This window comes from Dietzia sp. B32 (assembly GCF_024732245.1).
GTDB lineage: Bacteria > Actinomycetota > Actinomycetes > Mycobacteriales > Mycobacteriaceae > Dietzia.
Genome location: NZ_CP093845.1, coordinates 2,856,800 through 2,876,281 on the forward strand (window position 1 = coordinate 2,856,800; position 19,482 = coordinate 2,876,281).

Consider the following 19,482-nt stretch of genomic DNA (forward strand, 5'->3'; position numbering starts at 1 on the left):
GTGGCTCCCGTCGTCAGACCGGGCCACTACAGTGGTGAAAACCCGAGGAATGTGAGGTAGCACGATGTTCGAACGGTTTACCGACCGCGCGCGTCGCGTCGTCGTCCTGGCCCAGGAAGAGGCCAGGATGCTCAACCACAATTACATCGGCACCGAGCACATCCTGCTGGGTCTCATCCATGAGGGCGAGGGAGTGGCCGCCAAGGCGCTCGAGTCCCTCGGGATCTCGCTGGAAGCGGTGCGGAGTCAGGTCGAGGAGATCATCGGCCAGGGCCAGCAGGCACCCAGCGGGCACATCCCGTTCACGCCGCGGGCCAAGAAGGTCCTGGAGCTGAGTCTGCGCGAGGCGCTGCAGCTCGGCCACAACTACATCGGTACCGAGCACATCCTGCTCGGCCTCATCCGTGAGGGCGAGGGCGTCGCCGCCCAGGTGCTGGTCAAGCTCGGAGCGGACCTCACGCGCGTGCGTCAGCAGGTCATCCAGCTGCTCTCCGGTTACCAGGGCAAGGAGGCCGAGGCCTCGGGTACGCCCGCGGGCACCGGTGGTCGCGAGGCCGGGACCCCGTCGTCGTCGACGGTCCTCGACCAGTTCGGCCGCAACCTCACCCAGGCCGCCATGGAGGGCAAGCTCGACCCGGTCGTCGGTCGCGCCAAGGAGGTGGAGCGCATCATGCAGGTGCTCTCCCGGCGCACCAAGAACAACCCGGTGCTCATCGGTGAGCCCGGCGTCGGCAAGACCGCCGTCGTCGAGGGCCTGGCGCAGGCCATCGTCAACAACGAGGTCCCCGAGACCCTCAAGGACAAGCAGCTCTACTCGCTGGACCTCGGCTCGCTCGTGGCCGGCTCCCGCTACCGCGGTGACTTCGAGGAACGCCTGAAGAAGGTCCTCAAGGAGATCAACCAGCGCGGCGACATCATCCTGTTCATCGACGAGATCCACACCCTGGTCGGTGCGGGTGCCGCCGAGGGTGCGATCGACGCCGCGTCGATCCTCAAGCCGAAGCTGGCCCGCGGTGAGCTGCAGACCATCGGCGCCACGACGCTCGAGGAGTACCGCAAGCACATCGAGAAGGACGCGGCGCTCGAGCGTCGTTTCCAGCCGGTGCAGGTCCCCGAGCCGAGCGTGGAACTGTCCATCGAGATCCTCAAGGGGCTCCGGGACCGCTACGAGGCGCACCACCGCGTCACCATCACGGATGCGGCCCTGGCCGCGGCGGCACAGCTGGCGGACCGGTACATCAACGACCGCTTCCTGCCGGACAAGGCCATCGACCTGATCGACGAGGCCGGTGCCCGCATGCGGATCAAGCGGATGACCGCTCCGCCGGACCTGCGTGAGTTCGACGAGAAGATCGCGGAGGCCCGTCGCGAGAAGGAGTCCGCGATCGACGCGCAGGACTTCGAGAAGGCCGCCGGTCTGCGGGACACGGAGAAGAAGCTCATCGCCGAGCGCGCCGAGCGCGAGAAGCAGTGGCGTGCGGGCGACATGGACGTGGCCGCAGTGGTCGACGAGGAGCAGATCGCCGAGATCCTGGGCAACTGGACCGGCATCCCCGTCTTCAAGCTCACCGAGGAGGAGACGACCCGTCTGCTCCGCATGGAGGACGAGCTGCACAAGCGGATCATCGGCCAGGAGGACGCCATCAAGGCGGTCTCGCGGGCGATCCGTCGTACGCGCGCGGGGCTCAAGGACCCCAAGCGCCCCTCGGGCTCGTTCATCTTCGCCGGCCCGTCCGGTGTCGGTAAGACCGAGCTGTCCAAGGCGCTCGCCAACTTCCTGTTCGGCGAGGACGATGCGCTCATCCAGATCGACATGGGCGAGTTCCACGACCGGTTCACCGCGTCGCGGCTCTTCGGCGCACCCCCCGGGTACGTCGGTTACGAGGAGGGTGGACAGCTCACGGAGAAGGTGCGGCGCAAGCCGTTCTCGGTGGTGCTGTTCGACGAGATCGAGAAGGCGCACTCCGAGATCTACAACACCCTTCTCCAGGTGCTCGAGGACGGTCGTCTCACCGACGGCCAGGGCCGCATGGTGGACTTCAAGAACACCGTGTTGATCTTCACCTCGAACCTCGGGACGAGGGACATCTCCAAGGCCGTCGGCATGGGATTCCAGTCCTCCGACAACACCGAGGACGCGTACGAGCGGATGAAGCAGAAGGTCAACGACGAGCTGAAGAAGCACTTCCGCCCGGAGTTCCTCAACCGCATCGACGAGATCGTGGTGTTCCACCAGCTCACGCAGGAGCAGATCGTCCAGATGGTCGACCTCATGGTCGGCCGCGTCGGCGTGGCGCTCAAGGCCAAGGACATGACCATCGAGGTCACCGACCGGGCCAAGCAGCTGCTGGCCAAGCGGGGCTTCGACCCGGTCCTGGGCGCGCGTCCGCTGCGTCGTACCATCCAGCGCGAGATCGAGGACACGCTCTCGGAGAAGATCCTCTTCGGAGAGGTCGCGGCCGGCGAGCTGGTCACGGTTGACGTCGAGGGCTGGGACGGCGAGTCCGACAAGACCGAGGACGCCAAGTTCACCTTCTCGGGTGCCCCGCGTCCCGACGCCCCCGCGGACCGCGAGGGCGAGGCGATCACGGCGAGCGTCGCTCCCACCGGCGAGGCCGGCCCGGGTGACTCGCTCCCGCCGAGCACCGGTGGCTTCGGCGGCGGTTCCACCGGCGGGCCCTCGGGCACCGGCGGCGGGGCGGCTCCCGCCACCACCTGATCCGGTGCCGGTCTGATCGGACCGGGACGTAGAGAACGGCCCCCGCCTCGGCGGGGGCCGTTCGTCGTGTACGTCGCGGGCGCGTCTCCGGCCCGCGACCACGTCAGGTGGCGCGGTCAGACAGTCCGCGGCGGGATCGTGCTGAGCCCGCCGTCGACGATGATCAGCGGATCAGTGGGATCCTCGTCGAACCACGCATCGAGCAGGCGGGCGATCACCAACACGTGGTCCCCGGCGGGGACGAGACGGTCGAGGGCCACCCGGAGTCGCGCCCGGCCACCGTGGAGCAGGGGCTCCCCGGTCTCCGCCCGGGTCCATACGGCCGTGTCGGCGAACCTCAGATGCGCGGGCCCGGCGAAACGCAGTGCCAGGTGCTCGTCCCCCTCGCCCAGGAGATGAACGACCGCGGTGCGCGCCTCGAGGACCGCGGCCAGGCTCGACGAGGAGATTCCGACGTTGAAGCTGATGAGCGCCGGCTGGGACGAGAGGCTCGAGGGTGACGACGCGGTGAAGCCGACCGGCCCCTCGGCGCCGTCGAGGGTGATGACGGTGACAGCCGCGGGGTGCATCCGCATCGCGCGGCGGTGGACCTCGGGGGCGACGGACGGCTGGTCGGTGGACGGCTGGGAGGTCGACAACGACTGGTGTTCGGTCATATCGAGGAGTCTGCGGCCCACCCGCCACGGGTGTCGAACCTTCCGTTCGCGATGATGCAAAACGCTCGTCGGGATCTCCCGGCCCGCGACCTCAGGAGGCGGTCGAGAGGCGGCGACTCGCCAGCGCGGCGGTGGGGTCGGCCGCGATCACGTCCAGTGCCACGGCCATCGCGGCGAACTGCTGGATCCGGCCCCCGGCGGTCGACACGCGCAGATCGGGCGCGCCTCCGCTGAGGCGGGTCTCACGGGTGGCCCTGATGAGCGGGGACAGGTAGCGGGGATGGTCGGTGAAAGCCTGGCCGCACAAGACCACCGAGTCCGGTCGCGTGATGGACGAGATCAGCCCGACGAGCCGGCCCAGGACGGTCGCACGCTCGACGAGGATGGCCTCGGCGACCGTGTCGTGGCGGGCCCGCGCGGCCAGTTCCGGAACCGAACCCACGCCGATTCCGTGGAGCGCCGCGGCCCGGACGAGGCCGGAGTCGCCCACGACGTCGAGCAGACCCGCGCCACGGTCGTCGAGCAGGTCGACCCCGCCCGCCGGCAGGTGTGCGAGCTCGGCGGAGCCCGCCCGCGGCCGGTGCACGGCGCCGTCGATCACCAGGGCCGAGCCCAGGTGCTCACGGGCGTAGACGACCAGCGTCGTGCCCTCGTGGGTCTCGTGGCCCACCAGCAGTTCGGCCGCGGCCATGGCCTCCACGTGTGGGGCTACGGAGAACGGGACCCCGATCCGGTCGGCGAAGAGCTCGGCGACGGGGACGTCGACCCAGCCCAGGAGTTCGTGGTCGATCCGTCCCGGGCCGGTCAACCGGGCGGCGGTCGCGATGCCGCCCCAGACCAGCGGGCGGTCCCGGTGGCCGTCGAGTAGACGGAACGCGACCGCGGACAGCTCGTCGGCGATCTGTTCCGGGTCGCGGCCGGGCGTGGGGATCGCGTGTTCGGCGAGGATGCGGCAGGCCAGGTCGCAGATCGCCACGACGCTGCGGTGGAGGCCGATGTGTACCGCCACGGCCACCGGTCCCGTGGGGTCGACATCCACGGGGATGCTCGGCCGGCCGACGGATCCGTCGTGCATGAGCTCGGGTCGCTCCCGGATGACGCCGGCGGCGGACAGGGCCGCGGTCGCCCGTCCGACGGTCGCCACCGACAGGCCGGTCGTGGCTGCGATCTCCGGGCGGGAGACGGGTCCGTGGAAGCGGATCGCCCGCAGGACGCGCGCCGAACTGGCGTCGGAGAGGCGCAGGTCAGCGGCGGGGGAGTGGGTCGTCATGGCCCGAGAATAACACACAAGATAGACCGATCGGTCTACTGGTGTTTAGGGTTTCGTGCACGGTGATCGGAATGGTGGCAGCCACTACGGCGACGGTCCCACGATGAGTCGGTCCGAACCGAGCCCCGACCCCGAGGAGTCATCCGTGGCCACCGACCAGCCCGTCACCTCCACCCCCCACGAGGAACCGACCGGGGACCTGCGCTTCCACTGGTTCCTGCCCACCTACGGCGATTCGCGGAACCTCGTGGCCGGCGGGCACGGCACCTTCATGGCGGGGGACAGGCCGGCGACCCTGCCCTACCTGCGGCAGATCGTGGCCGCGGCCGAGTACAACGGGTTCGAATCCCTGCTCACACCGACCGGCGCGTGGTGCGAGGACGCCCTCATCACCTGCGCGCTCCTGGCCGAGTCCAGCGAGCGCATCAAGTTCCTCGTCGCCCTGCGCCCGGGGCTGATGAGCCCCACGCTCGCAGCGCAGATGGCCGGCACCTTCCAGTGGCAGACCCACGGCCGGCTGCTGCTCAACGTGGTCACCGGTGGTGAGTCCCGTGAGCAACGCGCGTATGGGGACTTCCTCGACAAGGAGGGGCGCTACGCCCGGGCGGACGAGTTCCTCGAGGTGGTGCGCCGGCTGTGGTCGCAGTCGGAGCCCCTGACCTTCCGTGGCGACCACCTCGCCGTCGTCGACTCCGTTCTGGCGCGGCGACCCGATCCCGCGCCGCCGATCTTCTTCGGCGGCTCCTCCGCCGCCGGGATCCGTGTCGCCGCACGCCATGCGGACACCTATCTGACCTGGGGCGAACCGCTCGCCGCGGTCGCGGAGAAGCTCGACCGCGTCCGCTCCGCCGCCCGGGGGATCGGCCGCACCCTCGATTACGGGATCCGCCTCCACGTCATCTCCCGCGACACCTCGGAGCAGGCGTGGGCGGAGGCCGAGCGGCTCCTGCGTGGGGTGGACCCCGCGGACGTGGAGCGCGTCCAGGCGTCACTCCGCGCGAGTGAGTCGGAGGGGCAACGGCGGATGCTCGAGCTCCACGGTGGGCGCACGGACGCACTGGAGATCGCGCCCAACCTGTGGGCCGGGGTCGGGCTCGTCCGCGGGGGCGCGGGGACGGCGCTCGTCGGATCGCACGAGGAGGTGGCCGACCGCATCGCCGAGTACGCGCGGCTGGGGCTGACCCACTTCGTCCTGTCCGGGTATCCGCACCTGGAGGAGACCTTCACCTTCGGTGAGGGCGTCCTGCCGGTGCTCGAGCGTCGTGGCCTGTGGACGTCCGGGGCCGCCGCGCACCCCGCCCCGTCGGTGCCGTTCGCGGGCCCCACCCCGTCCTCCGCCCAGCCCACCGCCCAGCCCACCGCCCCAGCCAGGGAACCCGCCTCCGTCGGCGGCTGACCCACCCGAGGAGCTGCCGCAATGACCACCTTCGTGCCCCCGTCCACGCCATCGTCCCCGCCGAGCGCGGGGGCCCGGGCCCGGGGCGGGGCGCCCGGCCCCGAGGTCGCGACCGCCGCGACCGCCGCGACCGTCGCGACCGCCGCGACCACCGAACCCGCCGCGCGGGGAGGGGGGAGACGAGGACGACGACGAGCCCGGGGCGGCCTCTGGTGGCTGCGCTGGCTCAGTCCGGTCGCGCTGATCGCACTCTGGCAGATCGCCGGCGCCACGGGGATCCTGCCGGAGCGGATCCTGCCCGCCCCACAACTCATCGCCGAATCGGCGCTGGAGCTCATCGCCTCGGGTGAACTCGCGGACGCCCTCGCGATCTCGGGGCTGCGCGTGCTCCAGGGGTTCACCCTCGGGGCGGTCGCGGGGCTCGTGCTGGGGGTCGTCGTGGGGACGTCGCGGTACGCGGACGCCATCCTCGACCCGCCGCTGCAGATGCTCCGCGCCCTGCCCCACCTCGGCCTGATCCCGCTGTTCATCCTCTGGTTCGGTATCGGTGAGGCGCCCAAGGTCCTGCTCATCGCGTTGGGCGTGGTGTTCCCGATCTACCTCAACACGGCGTCGGGTCTGCGGCAGATCGACCCGAAGCTCCGCGACATGGCGACGGTGTTCGGGTTCTCCCGCCGCCAACGCCTGACCGAGGTGATCCTGCCGTCCATCGCGCCGCAGGTGCTCGTGGGCGTCCGGCAGTCGCTGGCGATCGCCTGGCTCACGCTCATCGTCGCCGAGCAGCTCAACGCGACGACCGGGCTGGGCTACCTCATCATGAACGCCCGGGACTACTTCCGGATCGACGTGATCATCGTCGGCCTCGTCGTCTACGCGCTGCTCGGCATCCTCACGGATGCACTGGTGCGGGTCGCCGAGACCCGCGCCCTGCGCCACTACCGCTGACCCTCCCGCTGCCCCGCCCATCCATCACAGGAGTCACCTCATGACCACGTCCCACGCCCCCGCGGGCGCACTGCGGGGCGCCACCCGTCGGTTCGGCGAGACCACCGTCCTCGACGGGCTGGACCTGGAGATCCCGCGGGGGGAGATCGTCGCCCTGCTCGGGCAGAGCGGTAGTGGCAAATCCACCGCGCTGCGGATCCTCGCCGGTCTGGACCGGGACCACCACGGGCAGGTGGTGATAGACGGCGCTCCCGCCGTGGTCTTCCAGGACTCACGCCTGCTGCCGTGGCGGACCGTCGCCGCGAACGTGCGGCACGGGCTCAACCGCGTGGAGGTCGACCGCGAGGAGAAGTCCGCCAGGGTGCCGCAGATCCTCGCCGAGGTCGGTCTCGGCGGCCGCGAGGACGCGTACCCCGGTGAACTGTCCGGCGGGCAGGCGCAGCGGACCTCGCTGGCCCGAGCCCTGGTCGCCGAACCCTCGCTCCTTCTCCTCGACGAGCCGTTCGGCGCCCTCGACGCGCTGACCCGACGCACGATGCACAGGCTCCTGCTGAGGCTCTGGGAGCACCACGGATTCGGTGTTCTCCTGGTGACCCACGACGTCGACGAGGCGGTCGCACTCGCGGACCGCGTCCACGTCCTGGACGGCGGCGCGGTCGCGCACACCGAGACCATCGACACCCCCCGCGGCGGCCGGGACACCACCCGTCACCGCCGCTCGCTCCTCGACGCGTTGGGCGTCGGGCACACGGAAGAGGATTACGCGATATGACCACCACCCCCACCCGCAGCCGGCCCGCCGTGTTCGCCCTGGCACTGGCTCTACTGCTCTCGGTCGCCGGGTGCGCGACCCGGGACTCCGAGGCCGCGGCGCCGGCCCCGGAGAGGGTCGCGGTCTCCGACCTGTCCGACGTCGTCCTCAAGGTGGGAGACCAGAAGGGGGGCACCCAGGCGATCCTCTCCGCTGCCGGTCAGCTGGACGATCTGCCCTACGAGGTCGAGTTCTCCACCTTCACGTCCGGTCCGCCGCAGGTCGAGGCGCTCAACGCGGGCCGGATAGACGTGGCCGTCACCGGCAACACCCCACCGGTGTTCGGCGCGGCGGCCGGTGCGCGGGTGTCCGTCGTCTCGGCCTACGCCAACCGGGGAGAGGGCGATCAGATCCTGGTGCGCCCGGACTCCGAGGTGCAGACGGTGGCCGACCTGGCGGGTCGTAAGGTGCTCGTGGCCAAGGGCACCTCGGCGCACGGTCACCTGCTGCTGCAGCTCCGCAGGGCCGGGGTGGATCCCGGGACCGTCGAGTTCGTCTTCCTCCAACCCGCCGAGGCGGGTTCGGCTTTCGCGCGCGGTGATGCCGATGCGTGGGCGATCTGGGATCCGTACACGGCGATCGCGCAGACGACGTCCGCGACGAGGACCCTCACCACCGCGGCGGAGGCCTCCAACGGATTCTGGTTCGGTCTGGCCTCACACGACGCACTCGCGGACGCCCGCAGGCAGACGGCGATCGCCGATTTCCTCGTCCGCCTCGCCGAGGCCGGCACCTGGACCGTGGAGAACCCACAGGAATGGGCACGGTTCTACGGGGAGGCGGTGGATCTGACTCCGGAGGCGGCCGAGCTCTCGCAGGGTCGCAGCACCCGGCAGCCGGTGGCACTGGCGGACACGATCGCCCGCGAACAGGAGCTGGCGGACGTGTTCACCGAGGACGGGCAGATCGAGTCCGTGGACATCGGGGAGCTCGTCGACGACAGGTTCGCCGACGATCTCGCCCCGGTCGTGGGGCCGCTGGCCTGAGCTGCTCCGGTCGGGCCCCCGCGCGATGGCGAACGGCTACTGCGCCCCACCGGCGGCGAGACCGGGTGCGGTGGGGCGCCGGGGTCAGGCGGAGGGCTTGACGTCCATCACGACGTCGAACTCCAGCAGGTTCGCGCCCTCGGCGACGGGCTTGCCGTGTTGGCCGGCGTGCGCGGAGCGGGCGTCGCCGTCGCGCCACGCGGCGAACGACTCCTCGTCCTCCCAGGTGGTGACCACGAAGTAGCGGGTCTCGCCGCCGGTGGGGCGCAGTAGCTGGAAACCGAGGAACCCGGGCGAGTTCTCGACGGTGTGCGCCCGCTCCGAGAAGCGGCGCTCCAGCTCGGCACCGGCCTGCGGCGGAACGTTCAGGGCATTGATTTTCACGACGGCCATGAGGCGAGCCTACCCACGCCTCAGGGCAGTGAGTAGAGCTCGCCGACGCGGACGACGAGCCCGTCGGTGAGCAGCGAGTCCAGTGCCCGGTCGCGTTGGGTCGAGTCGGGCCACACCGCGTCGAGGGCGCTGCGCGTGGCGGCACCGTCGCCGTCGCGCAGCACGTCGAGGAGCAGCCCGCGCACCTGCCGGTCGGTCCCGGCGAACGTCTGCACCTTGCGTCGCGGGCCGTGCCACTCCGGCCGGCCGGCCGCCACCCACGCGCAGGTGGGCGCGAGCGGGCAGTCGTCGCAGCGTGGGTTCCTGGCCGTGCAGACGAGTGCGCCGAGTTCCATGACCGCCACGGAGAACGCCACGGCCTGGTCCCGGTCGTCCGGCAGCAGGGCGTCGACCGCGGCCAGGTCGCGCCGGGTCGACGGGGGACCGGCCTCGGCGGCGCCGCCCACGGCCCGCGCGACGACCCGCCGGACGTTGGTGTCGACGACGGGGACGCGGTGTCCGTACGCGAAGCAGGCGACCGCGCGAGCCGTGTAGTCCCCGACGCCCGGCAGTGCGAGGAGTTGATCGACGTCGTGCGGTACCCGACCACCGTGGAGGTCGACGACGGCGAGGGCGCACTCGCGGAGCCGCAGCGCGCGGCGTGGATAGCCGAGTTTGCCCCACATGCGGATCACGTCGGCCGGGGCGGCGGCGGCGAGTTCGGCGGGGCCGGGCCAGCGGTCGAGCCAGGCCCGCCAGACGGGCTCGACCCGGGCAACGGGGGTCTGCTGGCTCATGACCTCGCAGAGCAGGATCTCCCATGCGCCGACCCCGTCACCGCGCCACGGCAGCGGGCGGCCGACGCGGTCGAACCAGGAGAGGAGCGCGGGTGTGTCGAGGGAGGTCAACGTCGGTCTTCCGGGGTCGGCGGTGCACAATATGAGCCATGCCTCATACCAACCCGATCAGCGCATGGGCCTCGCTCCGCGACGGCAACCACCGCTTCGTCGATTGCGAGATGCGTCATCCCAGCCAGAATACCCAGCGACGTGAGCAGCTCGTCGCCGCGCAGCACCCCAAGGCGGTCCTGTTCGGGTGCTCGGACTCCCGGGTGGCGGCGGAGATCATCTTCGACCAGGGGCTCGGTGACCTCTTCGTCATCCGCACGGCCGGTCACATCATCGACACCGCCGTGCTCGGGTCGATCGAGTACGCCGTCCACGTGCTGGACACTCCGCTGATCGTGGTCCTCGGTCACGACAGCTGCGGCGCGGTCAAGGCGACCGTGGACGCGCTCGCGACCGGTGAGATCCCGCCGGGCTTCCTGCGCGACGTGGTGGAGAAGGTGTCGCCGTCGATCCTCAACGGGCGTCGCGAGGGGCTCAGCAGTATCGACGACTTCGAGGCGCGCCACGTGCTCGAGACGGGTGAGCTGCTCGAGCAGCGTTCCAAGATCATCAGCGAGCGGATCGACAACGGCGAACTCGCGATCGTCGGCGTGACCTACAAGCTCTCCGACGGCCGCGCCTACCTGCGCAGCGTCCTGGGCGAGGTCGAGGACGTCCCCCACGGCCCCGGTGAGGAGATGGTCGCGATCTGAGGGTCGCACCGTCTGAGGGCTGCACCGTCTGAGGGACACGCCGCGCCGGGGGGCCGGAGGGGCCCCCGCTCGGCTCTAGAATTGGTCCCGTGCAGGAACCCAACGGCCCCCTACCGCGCGAAGTCTATGTGCGTCGCCGCGTCGCCGCGGTCGTCGTCGCGGTCATCGCCGTCGTCGTGGTGGTGCTCGCGCTGTTCCTCGCCTCCCGGGACAGCGGGACCGATACGCAGGAGACCGCGGCGGGCGGCGAGAGCGGCACGTCCGAGGCCGCGGAGACCACGGAGACGTCCCCCACCGAGACCTCGTCGCGTGAGGACGGTGGCGCCTCGCGGGGCCGGTGCGCGGATGAGGATCTCCGCCTGGACGTGTGGCCGGCCGAGCCCAACGTGCCCGTGGGCTCCGACGTGCGCTTCTTCGTCAACATCATCAACGTCGCGGACACCACGTGCGACCGGGACCTGGCGGAGGCACCGCTGTCGTTCGAGGTCTACCGGCTCGACGACAACTCCAAGGTGTGGTCGAGCATCGACTGCACCACACCGCGCGACGAGGACGAGGTCGAACTGCGCCCCGAGGAACCGGAGCCGCGGCAGATCGACTGGACCGGCCGTCGTTCGGCCGAGGGGGCGTGTTCCGAGTCGGATCGCACGCAGGTCGAGGTCGGTGCCTACCAGGTGTACGCGCTGGTCGGTAACGTCTTCAGCCCGGCCGCGACCTTCAACGTGGTCGAGGCGCCCGAGTCCTGACCGGCCCCGGCGCCATTGCCCCCGGCGCCCTGGCCCCCGGCCTCGCCGCCAGCTGGTTTCTCAGCTACCCGGTGCCCAGACCGGTGAGGCGCTGCCGGACGTGGCGGGCCCACAGTGCGCCGACGCCCTCGACGTCGGCGAAGTCCGACTGCTCGGCCGCCAGCAGCGCGGGCACCGATCCGAAACGCTCCACCAACGCCGTGATCTGCACGGGCCGCAGACGCGGGATGTGTGCCAGCATGCGGTGTCCGCGGGCGGTGATGTGCTCGTCCAGGTCCTCGGGCTCGGCGGGTAACCCCAGGCACCGGGCGACCGGCGCGGGCAGGAGGAGGTCGGCGTCGGACAACGCGGCCAGCCGCTCGAGCCCGGAGGTGATCTGCTCTGGGGTCGGGATCGACCGCGCGTCGCCGTCGACGGGTCCCACCTGGAGGTGGTCGGCCACCAGGCCCCATAGTTCGTCGGGGGTGTCCGACAGCAGCTCCTCGAGTTGCAGGGTGGTCTGGCGGCCGTACTCGCCCATCTCCACCGTGAGCTCGGCGAGTTCGGCACCCAGGCGCTCGAGCCGGAGCAGGCGCTGGGCCATGGTGACGACGTCGCGGACCGAGGCGTACCCGCCCATCTCCGCACGGTCGAGTCGGGCCCGGGCGCGGGCGGTGCGGGCGCCGTGGCGCTCCATCGTGGCGACCGTCTGGTCGGCCCGGGCCAACAGGACCACCGGGTCGGCCAACACCCTGGCCAGACCACCGGCGTAGACCGTCACCGTGGTCATCGACGCCGACACGGCCACGGTGGGGACGCCGGTGTGCATCGCGGTGCGTTCGGCCGCACGGTGACGGGTTCCGGTCTCGACGGCCGGGATCGACGGGTCGGGAACCAGGTGGACGTTGGCGCGGGTGATCCTGGATCCGTCGGTGGACAGCACGACGGCGCCGTCCATCTTGCTCAGTTCCCGGAGCCGGGCGGGCGCGAACTCGACGTCGAGGTCCACGCCGCCGTCGCAGATGGCCTGGACGGCGGGATCGTCACCCAGGACCACGAGGCCCCCGGTTCCGCTACGGCGGATCCGGTCGAGCGCGTCACGCAGCGGGGTGCCCGGGGCGAGCCGTCGGAGGACGGCCCGCATCTCCGGGTCGACCGGTGAGCCGTCGGCCGAGCGGGCGGACAGGGCGGACGTGTCAGTGCTCCTCGGACTCGCCGACGTACTCCGCCGGACGGTCGTACTCGCCGGCCTCGAGGATCTCGCCCACGACGGCGGCCTCGGTCTCGATCCGGTCGCCGTTGGAGAAGGCCACGGTCGCGGGGACGGACACCCCGATGTCGAGGTCGTCGGCCGAGGGGAGCGTCGCGGTGGCCTGCTCGATGCAGACGCCCTCCTGCACGGGGGCGGGACGGGCGTTCTCACGCGGGTCGACGACGACCGTGCAGCCGCGTGCCAGGGGCTGGGTCTCGCCGAGCTGGACCTGCGTCCCGTCGATCTCGACCCGGTCGATGGAGACAGGGTCGCCGAGGCCGTATCCGGTGTACGACGCGACGAACCCGACGCGGGCCTCGCCACCGTTCTCGGGGACGACGACCTGGAGGTCGTTGACGTGGAGATCGCCCGCCGAACCCCGCCCGCCGTCGACCGCGGCGACCTGGTTGGCCGTCTGGGAGACCTGGCCGGCACTGCAGGCCGACGCCCCGAGGGCGGCGCCCACGGCCAGGACTACGAGCGCGGTGCGGCGCAGGCCGGTGTTCGGTGAAGTCACGTCAGGCTCCTCGGGGATGGTCGTCTCTCAGGCCGGTCTCATCGTAGTCCACGGCCTGCGCTGACCGGCGTCAGAGTGGCCCCGTCGCACCCTCGGGAATCTTCCGTCAGCCCGCCGGAGGTTGCTGACCTGCGCAAACGGAAAACGCCTGCGCTGAGGGCGTGCTAAGATAGGGCGGTCGAAAGGGGAAAGCCACTCATGGAGTTCAAGGTCGGCGACACCGTCGTCTACCCGCATCACGGCGCTGCGACCATTCAGGCGATCGAGATGCGGACGGTCAAGGGCACCGAGAAGGAATACCTCGTCCTCAAGGTGTCACAGGGCGACCTCACGGTGAAGGTACCGGCCGAGAACGCCGAGTACGTGGGCGTGCGTGACGTGGTCGACCAGGCGGGCCTCGACAAGGTCTTCGAGGTCCTGCGCACCGAGCACGCGGAGGAGCCGACCAACTGGTCGCGTCGCTACAAGGCCAACGGTGAGAAGCTCGCCTCCGGCGACGTCAACAAGGTCGCCGAGGTCGTCCGCGACCTCTGGCGCCGCGATCTCGACCGCGGCCTGTCCGCGGGTGAGAAGCGCATGCTGGCCAAGGCCCGCCAGGTGCTCGTCGGTGAGCTCGCGCTCGCCGAGCGAGCCGACGAGGATCGCGCCGACGCACTGCTCGACGAGGTCCTGGGCTCCGCCGCACCGGCGTGACGCGACCTCGAGAGTGACCGGACACGTTCCAGACGGCCACCCCGCCCCCACGGGCCGGGTGGCCGCCGTCGTCCCCGCGGCGGGATCGGGCGTCCGGCTCGGCGCGGGACTGCCCAAGGCGTTCGTCGAACTGCACGGCCGGACCATGCTGGAGCGGGCCGTCGCCGGCCTGCTGGCCTCGGGAGCCGTCGACGACGTCGTGGTGGTGGTCCCGTCGGACCGCGTCGGACAGGCGGACTCGGTGCTCGCCCCGCTCCGGGACGACGACCACCTCGTCGTCGTCGCCACCGGCGGCCCGGAGCGCACCGACTCCGTGCGCAACGGACTCGCGGCGCTGACCGCCACCCACGGGGGGTCCGGCGCGGCGGTCTACGACGTCCTGCTGGTGCACGACGCGGCGCGGTGCCTCACCCCCGCCCCACCGATCCGCCGCGTCGTCGAGGCCGTGCGCTCCGGCGAGGTCGCGGCGGTGCCGGTCCTGCCCGTCATCGACACCGTCAAACAGGTCGACGCCGACGGCTACGTCGTGGGCACCCCCGACCGCTCCGCGCTGCGCGCCGTCCAGACACCCCAGGGGTTCGCCCCCGACGTACTGCTCGCCGCCTACGACGCGGCCGGGGACGTGGCCACCGACGACGCCGGTCTGGTCGAGCGACTCGGACAGCGGATCGCGACCGTGGAGGGTGACCTGCTCGCGTTCAAGATCACCACCGCGGCCGACCACGCCCGCGCACTGACCGAACTCGCCCCATCACGTCCCGGCGCCGCGCACCCGGCGACCGCGGGCCGCACCCAGGAGGACCCGTGACCGGACCCGTCATCCCCCGCGTGGGGATCGGCACCGACGCCCACCGCGTGGAGCCCGGCAAGCCCTGCATGATGGCGTGCCTGCACTTCCCGGACGACCACGGGTGCGAGGGACACTCCGACGGCGACGTCGTGGCGCACTCCCTGGTCGACGCGCTGCTCTCGGCCGCCGGGCTGGGCGACCTCGGGTCCCTCGTGGGCACCGGCCGACCCGAGTACGACGACGTCTCCGGTGAGCGCCTCCTCCGGGAGGCGGTGGCCGAACTCGCCGAGCACGGGTGGGCGATCGGCAACGCCGCCGTGCAGATGGTGGGCAACCGCCCCAAGATGGGCCCGCGTCGCGTCGAGGCGGAGCGGAGACTGTCCGAGATCGTCGGCGCCCCGGTCTCCGTGTCCGCCACCACCACCGACGGCATGGGCTTCACCGGCCGTGGCGAGGGGGTCTCCGCCGTGGCCACCGCACTGGTGTACCGGGCCTGAGGGGCCGACACCGGTAGACTCGGCACCCGTGACGCTCCATCTGTACGACACCGCGACCCGCTCCCCGAGGGAGTTCACCCCCGTCAGGGAAGGTCACGCGTCCGTCTATCTCTGTGGAGCCACCCCACAGGCGGTGCCGCACATCGGCCACGTCCGCTCCGGCGTCGCGTTCGACGTGCTGCGCCGCTGGCTGATCGCGAGCGGCTACGACGTGGCGTTCGTCCGCAACGTGACCGACATCGACGACAAGATCCTCACCAAGGCCGCCGAGAACGGTCGACCGTGGTGGGAGTGGGCCGCCACCCACGAGCGCGAGTTCACCCGGGCCTACGACGCGCTCGGCGTGCTGCCCCCGTCCACCGAACCTCGGGCGACCGGGCACATGACCCAGATGATCGCCTATATGGAGCGGCTCATCGAGCGCGGCTTCGCGTACCCGGCCGAGGGCAGCGTCTACTTCGACGTCGCCGCCTGGTCGGCTGCACCCGAGGGTGACTACGGGCACCTGTCCGGCCACCGGCTCGACGAGGTGGACCAGGGAGAGGCAGCGGACCTGCGCGGCAAGCGCGACCCGCGGGACTTCGCCCTGTGGAAGGCCGCCAAGCCCGGCGAGCCCAGCTGGCCGACCCCGTGGGGCGACGGCCGGCCCGGCTGGCACCTCGAGTGCTCGGCCATGGCCACGTGGTACCTCGGGGGCACCTTCGACATCCACGGCGGCGGACTGGACCTGCAGTTCCCGCACCACGAGAACGAGGCCGCCCAGTCCCACGCCGCCGGCGACGGGTTCGCCCGCTACTGGCTGCACAACGGCTGGGTCACCATGGCCGGCGAGAAGATGAGCAAATCGTTGGGCAACGTGCTCAGTGTGCCCAACATCCTCACCGCCGTCCGGCCGGTGGAACTGCGCTACTACCTCGGAAGTGCGCATTACCGGTCGATGCTGGAATACTCACCCGAGGCACTGCAGGAGGCGGCCGCGGCGTATCGCCGCATCGAAGCGCTCGTGCACCGGGTCAACGAGGCCGTCAGGTCGGGCGCGGGCCCGGAGGGCGATGTGCCGGTCGGCGAGTGGACCGGTGGATTCGCCGCCGCGATGGACGACGACCTCGGGGTCCCCGCCGCACTGGCGGAGATCCACGGCCGGGTCCGCGCGGGCAACACCGCGCTGTCGTCGGGCGATCTCGACGCGGCGCTCACGGCGGCCTCGTCCATCCGGGCGATGACCGCCGTGCTGGGCGTCGACCCGCTGGACCCGCAGTGGGCATCCGGCGGGGGCGGGGAGGACGCTGCGGCGACAGCGCTCGATCTCCTCGTGCGCGCAGAACTCGAGGCCCGCGCCGACGCGCGGGCGAACAAGGACTTCGCCACCGCCGACGCCATCCGTGACCGACTGGTCGCGGCGGGCATCGAGGTGGCCGACACCGCGGACGGCCAGAAGTGGTCGCTCGCCAACCGGAAGGACTGACATGGCGGGCAATTCGAGCCGGCGCGGAGCGATCCGCAAATCCGGCACAAAGAAGGGACAGGTCGTCGGCTCCGGCGGCCAGCGCCGCCGCGGGCTCGAGGCGCGCGGCGCCACCCCCAAGGCCGAGGACCGGACCTACCACCCCGCGCACCGCCGGGCCAAGGCCGCGTCGCGCAAGACGGAAGGCGCCCAGCAGCGGCGCCAGTACGCGCAGAAGAAGGCGGACGGTCCCGAGCTCGTGGTGGGCCGTAATCCGGTCGTGGAGTGCCTGCGCGCCGGTGTCCCGGCGACGGCGCTCTTCGTGGCCGTGGGGGCCGACAACGACGAGCGGCTCACCGAGGCCGTGCGGTTCGCGGCCGACAAGGGCATCTCGATCCTCGAGGTGCCCCGCCACGATCTCGACCGGATGACCTCAAACGGCATGCACCAGGGGATCGGCCTCCAGGTGCCGCCCTACGAGTACGCCGACCCGGACGACCTCATCGCCAGTGCGATGCACTCCTCGCAGCCGGCGCTGCTGGTGGCGCTCGACAACATCACCGACACGCGCAACCTCGGCGCCGTCATCCGCTCCGTCGCGGCCTTCGGTGGGCACGGTGTGCTCATCCCCGAGCGGCGCAGCGCGTCCATCACCGCGGTGGCCTGGCGCACGTCGGCCGGCGCCGCGGCCCGCCTGCCCGTGGCCAAGGCGACGAACCTCAACCGGACGCTGCTCGACTGGGCCAAGCAGGGCGCGCAGCTCGTCGGCCTCGACGCCGGTGGCGACGTCTCGCTGGACGACTACGACGGCACCGGACCCACGGTCATCGTCGTCGGTTCCGAGGGCAAGGGCCTGTCCCGTCTCGTCCGCGAGAACTGCGACTCGATCCTGTCCATCCCCATCGCCTCGAAGGTCGAGAGCCTCAACGCCTCCGTCGCGGCGGGTGTGGTGCTCTCGGAGTTCGCGCGGCAGCGGCGCGTCAAGCGCTGAGGCGGGTTCAGGCCCGCGGCCGGCGCGGGGAGCGGCACCGGTCGAACGCCGCCCGGGCGTACTCCCACGTCTCCATGCCGTAGTACAGGTGGCCGGCGATCATGTAGAGCGCGGCCAGCCGCTGATAGGTCCACGCCCGGTCGAGGAAGCTCTCGTCGACCCGGCCGGTGTAGCGGGCCAGCACGTCCTCCACGAAGCGCGGGCCGTACTCGTACAGCTCGGCGAAGTCGACGGCCGGGTCGCCCAGGCACATGTCGGTGAAGTCGATGAGGCCGAGACGGCCGGATTCCCGGCCGGAGTCCGGCCCGCGGTTCCAGTACAGGTGCCGCACGTAGACGTCGTTGTGCAGCAGCACCCGGGGCAGGAGCGTGGACTGCAGCGCCGCGACCTCGTCGCAGATCTCGCGGGCCGTGCGCAACTCGTCCGGAGCGAGGACGTCGGGCATGTTGTTCTCGACGATGCCGCGGACGAAGTCCAGGTTCTCGGGCTGATAGGAGTGGGGCACCCGGTCGACCGGGGGCGCTGACGTGTCCTGGATGTGCAGCGCGGCCAACAGGGCGCCCAGCTGGGCGGCCAGTGTCGTCTTCTCGGTGGTCGGCAGGCTGCGGAACAGCTCCGGAGTGAGGCGCCGGCCGGCCACCAGCGGGTACCCGGCGAACCCGCCGTGCGTCGGCACGTGGGAGTAGCGGGGGAGCGCGGCGTCGACGCGTCCGGCCAGGTGCTCGAGTACCGCGATCTCGGTCGGCAGCTGCGCCATCGCCTGGTCGTCGGCGGGGAAGCGGAACACCAGCTCGCGGTGGCCGAGCGCGTCGGGGCCGGAGCACCCGCGGCAGATCACCACGACGTGGTCCCAGCCCTCGTCGATGCGCTCGGCGAACTCCCACGTCAGGGTGGGGTAGGCGGCCCGGATGGCGTCGAGTTCCGTGGCGTCGAGTTCGGGGGCACCGTCGTCCGCCCCGGCACCCACGTTCATCGCCGCACCGCGGCGACCGCGCGGCACGCCAGGTAGATGACGAACGAGATCGTGGTGACGAACACCGAGACCGGCACCCCGGGCGCGAGGGAGAGCAGCATCCCGCCGACGGCCGCGATCTCGGCGAACACGATCGTGAGCCCGATCGCCCGCAACGGGCTGGAGGTGACGGCGGCCGCGGCGGCGGCGGGCGTGATGAGCAGGGACAGGACCAACAGTGCGCCGACGACCTGCACGGCCTGCGCGGCGGCCAAGCCCACGAGCACGGCGAAGACCATGTTGATCATGCGCACCGGAACGCCCCGGGCCTCGGCGACCTCGGGATCGGCGGAGGAGAACACGAGCGGCCGGTACAGCGCGACCAGCGCGCCGCAGATGATGGCGGCGACCACGGCCATCTGCACGAGCCCGTGCTCGGAGACGCCGACGATCTGCCCGGTGAGCAGGGAGAAACTGGTGCCGGATCGGCCGGGGTAGAGATGGATGAACAGCACGGCTAGGCCGAGGCCGAACGCCAGCACCACGCCGATGGAGCTGTCGCGTTGGGACGCCCGGGAGCCCATCAGCCCGAACATCAGGGCGGCGATGACCGACCCGACGACCGCGCCGAGCCCCAGGTTCAGCCCGAACAGCAGCGCGGCGGCGGCACCGGTGAGGGCGAGTTCGCTGGCGCCGTGCACGGAGAACGACATCTGCCGCATCACGATGAACGGCCCGATCGCGCCGGCCAGCAGTCCGAGCAGCGCGATCGCGGCCAGGCCGAGGAGCACGAATTCCTGCTCCAGCAGGTACGCGGTGGTCTCGGTGTCGGCGATGGACCCGAGGATTTCGAGCAGTCGGTCCAT

20 protein-coding genes are annotated in these 19,482 nt (G+C 71.5%); 12 read left to right on the top strand and 8 right to left on the bottom strand.

The features are described from left to right. Nucleotides 1–64 precede the first annotated feature (64 nt). On the top strand, nt 65–2,719 hold the full coding sequence (locus L8M95_RS13520; RefSeq protein WP_260486633.1) for an ATP-dependent Clp protease ATP-binding subunit: 2,655 nt from the start codon (nt 65–67) through the stop codon (nt 2,717–2,719). Nucleotides 2,720–2,835: 116 nt separating this feature from the next. Here the strand turns inward: L8M95_RS13520 and L8M95_RS13525 are convergent, their stop codons facing one another. Beyond that, the gene (locus L8M95_RS13525; protein ID WP_260486634.1) at nt 2,836–3,375 is read right to left on the bottom strand and encodes a flavin reductase family protein; all 540 of its coding nucleotides are present in this window, start codon (nt 3,373–3,375) and stop codon (nt 2,836–2,838) included. Between the two features lie 91 nt (nt 3,376–3,466). Beyond that, the gene (locus tag L8M95_RS13530) at nt 3,467–4,645 is read right to left on the bottom strand and encodes an ROK family transcriptional regulator (RefSeq protein WP_260486635.1); all 1,179 of its coding nucleotides are present in this window, start codon (nt 4,643–4,645) and stop codon (nt 3,467–3,469) included. Nucleotides 4,646–4,790: 145 nt separating this feature from the next. Here L8M95_RS13530 and L8M95_RS13535 point away from each other — a divergent pair, with 145 nt between their 5' ends. From L8M95_RS13535 to L8M95_RS13550, 4 genes are all read left to right on the top strand, one after another. Next, complete coding sequence (locus tag L8M95_RS13535; RefSeq protein ID WP_260486636.1) at nt 4,791–6,041, top strand: LLM class flavin-dependent oxidoreductase; 1,251 nt, start codon at nt 4,791–4,793, stop codon at nt 6,039–6,041. A gap of 216 nt (nt 6,042–6,257) precedes the next feature. Continuing rightward, nucleotides 6,258–6,986, top strand: coding sequence for an ABC transporter permease (locus L8M95_RS13540; protein WP_260489261.1), 729 nt, complete (start codon nt 6,258–6,260; stop codon nt 6,984–6,986). Between the two features lie 40 nt (nt 6,987–7,026). Continuing rightward, nucleotides 7,027–7,758 carry an ABC transporter ATP-binding protein gene (locus L8M95_RS13545; protein ID WP_260486637.1) on the top strand — a complete coding sequence of 244 codons (732 nt, stop codon included), beginning with the start codon at nt 7,027–7,029 and terminating at the stop codon, nt 7,756–7,758. Beyond that, a complete protein-coding gene (locus L8M95_RS13550) occupies nt 7,755–8,783 on the top strand; it encodes an ABC transporter substrate-binding protein (protein ID WP_260486638.1) in 1,029 nt (342 codons plus the stop codon). Before L8M95_RS13545 ends, L8M95_RS13550 begins: the two co-directional genes overlap by 4 nt. 84 nt (nt 8,784–8,867) lie before the next feature. Here the strand turns inward: L8M95_RS13550 and L8M95_RS13555 are convergent, their stop codons facing one another. Both L8M95_RS13555 and L8M95_RS13560 read right to left on the bottom strand, forming a co-directional pair. Continuing rightward, nucleotides 8,868–9,176 carry an antibiotic biosynthesis monooxygenase gene (locus L8M95_RS13555; protein WP_260486639.1) on the bottom strand — a complete coding sequence of 103 codons (309 nt, stop codon included), beginning with the start codon at nt 9,174–9,176 and terminating at the stop codon, nt 8,868–8,870. A 20-nt stretch (nt 9,177–9,196) separates the two neighbouring features. After that, on the bottom strand, nt 9,197–10,063 hold the full coding sequence (locus tag L8M95_RS13560; RefSeq protein WP_260486640.1) for an A/G-specific adenine glycosylase: 867 nt from the start codon (nt 10,061–10,063) through the stop codon (nt 9,197–9,199). Nucleotides 10,064–10,101: 38 nt separating this feature from the next. Here L8M95_RS13560 and L8M95_RS13565 point away from each other — a divergent pair, with 38 nt between their 5' ends. Next, nucleotides 10,102–10,755 carry a carbonic anhydrase gene (locus tag L8M95_RS13565; protein WP_069390409.1) on the top strand — a complete coding sequence of 218 codons (654 nt, stop codon included), beginning with the start codon at nt 10,102–10,104 and terminating at the stop codon, nt 10,753–10,755. A gap of 89 nt (nt 10,756–10,844) precedes the next feature. Beyond that, a complete protein-coding gene (locus L8M95_RS13570; protein ID WP_260486641.1) occupies nt 10,845–11,501 on the top strand; it encodes a hypothetical protein in 657 nt (218 codons plus the stop codon). 64 nt (nt 11,502–11,565) lie between these two features. On the opposite strand, the gene disA is transcribed toward L8M95_RS13570, so the two are convergent. Continuing rightward, nucleotides 11,566–12,624, bottom strand: coding sequence for a DNA integrity scanning diadenylate cyclase DisA (disA, locus tag L8M95_RS13575; RefSeq protein WP_260486642.1), 1,059 nt, complete (start codon nt 12,622–12,624; stop codon nt 11,566–11,568). 52 nt (nt 12,625–12,676) lie between these two features. Further along, on the bottom strand, nt 12,677–13,249 hold the full coding sequence (locus L8M95_RS13580; protein ID WP_260486643.1) for a hypothetical protein: 573 nt from the start codon (nt 13,247–13,249) through the stop codon (nt 12,677–12,679). Between the two features lie 198 nt (nt 13,250–13,447). On the opposite strand from L8M95_RS13580, the gene L8M95_RS13585 reads away from it, so the two are divergent. The 5 genes from L8M95_RS13585 to rlmB are packed head-to-tail and all read left to right on the top strand — an operon-like array spanning nt 13,448 to nt 17,664. Further along, nucleotides 13,448–13,942 carry a CarD family transcriptional regulator gene (locus L8M95_RS13585; RefSeq protein WP_230929935.1) on the top strand — a complete coding sequence of 165 codons (495 nt, stop codon included), beginning with the start codon at nt 13,448–13,450 and terminating at the stop codon, nt 13,940–13,942. A 13-nt stretch (nt 13,943–13,955) separates the two neighbouring features. Beyond that, nucleotides 13,956–14,750, top strand: a complete 795-nt coding sequence (ispD, locus tag L8M95_RS13590; RefSeq protein ID WP_260486644.1) for a 2-C-methyl-D-erythritol 4-phosphate cytidylyltransferase — start codon at nt 13,956–13,958, stop codon at nt 14,748–14,750. Next, nucleotides 14,747–15,229, top strand: coding sequence for a 2-C-methyl-D-erythritol 2,4-cyclodiphosphate synthase (gene ispF, locus L8M95_RS13595; RefSeq protein WP_260486645.1), 483 nt, complete (start codon nt 14,747–14,749; stop codon nt 15,227–15,229). The genes ispD and ispF overlap by 4 nt, the downstream gene beginning before the upstream one ends. A gap of 28 nt (nt 15,230–15,257) precedes the next feature. After that, nucleotides 15,258–16,694, top strand: a complete 1,437-nt coding sequence (gene cysS / locus L8M95_RS13600) for a cysteine--tRNA ligase (protein WP_260486646.1) — start codon at nt 15,258–15,260, stop codon at nt 16,692–16,694. A 1-nt stretch (nt 16,695) separates the two neighbouring features. Then, nucleotides 16,696–17,664, top strand: coding sequence for a 23S rRNA (guanosine(2251)-2'-O)-methyltransferase RlmB (gene rlmB / locus L8M95_RS13605; RefSeq protein WP_260486647.1), 969 nt, complete (start codon nt 16,696–16,698; stop codon nt 17,662–17,664). Between the two features lie 7 nt (nt 17,665–17,671). On the opposite strand, the gene L8M95_RS13610 is transcribed toward rlmB, so the two are convergent. Both L8M95_RS13610 and L8M95_RS13615 read right to left on the bottom strand, forming a co-directional pair. Then, complete coding sequence (locus tag L8M95_RS13610) at nt 17,672–18,637, bottom strand: aminoglycoside phosphotransferase family protein (protein ID WP_260486648.1); 966 nt, start codon at nt 18,635–18,637, stop codon at nt 17,672–17,674. Further along, nucleotides 18,634–19,482 carry a metal ABC transporter permease gene (locus L8M95_RS13615; RefSeq protein ID WP_260486649.1) on the bottom strand — a complete coding sequence of 283 codons (849 nt, stop codon included), beginning with the start codon at nt 19,480–19,482 and terminating at the stop codon, nt 18,634–18,636. The genes L8M95_RS13610 and L8M95_RS13615 overlap by 4 nt, the downstream gene beginning before the upstream one ends.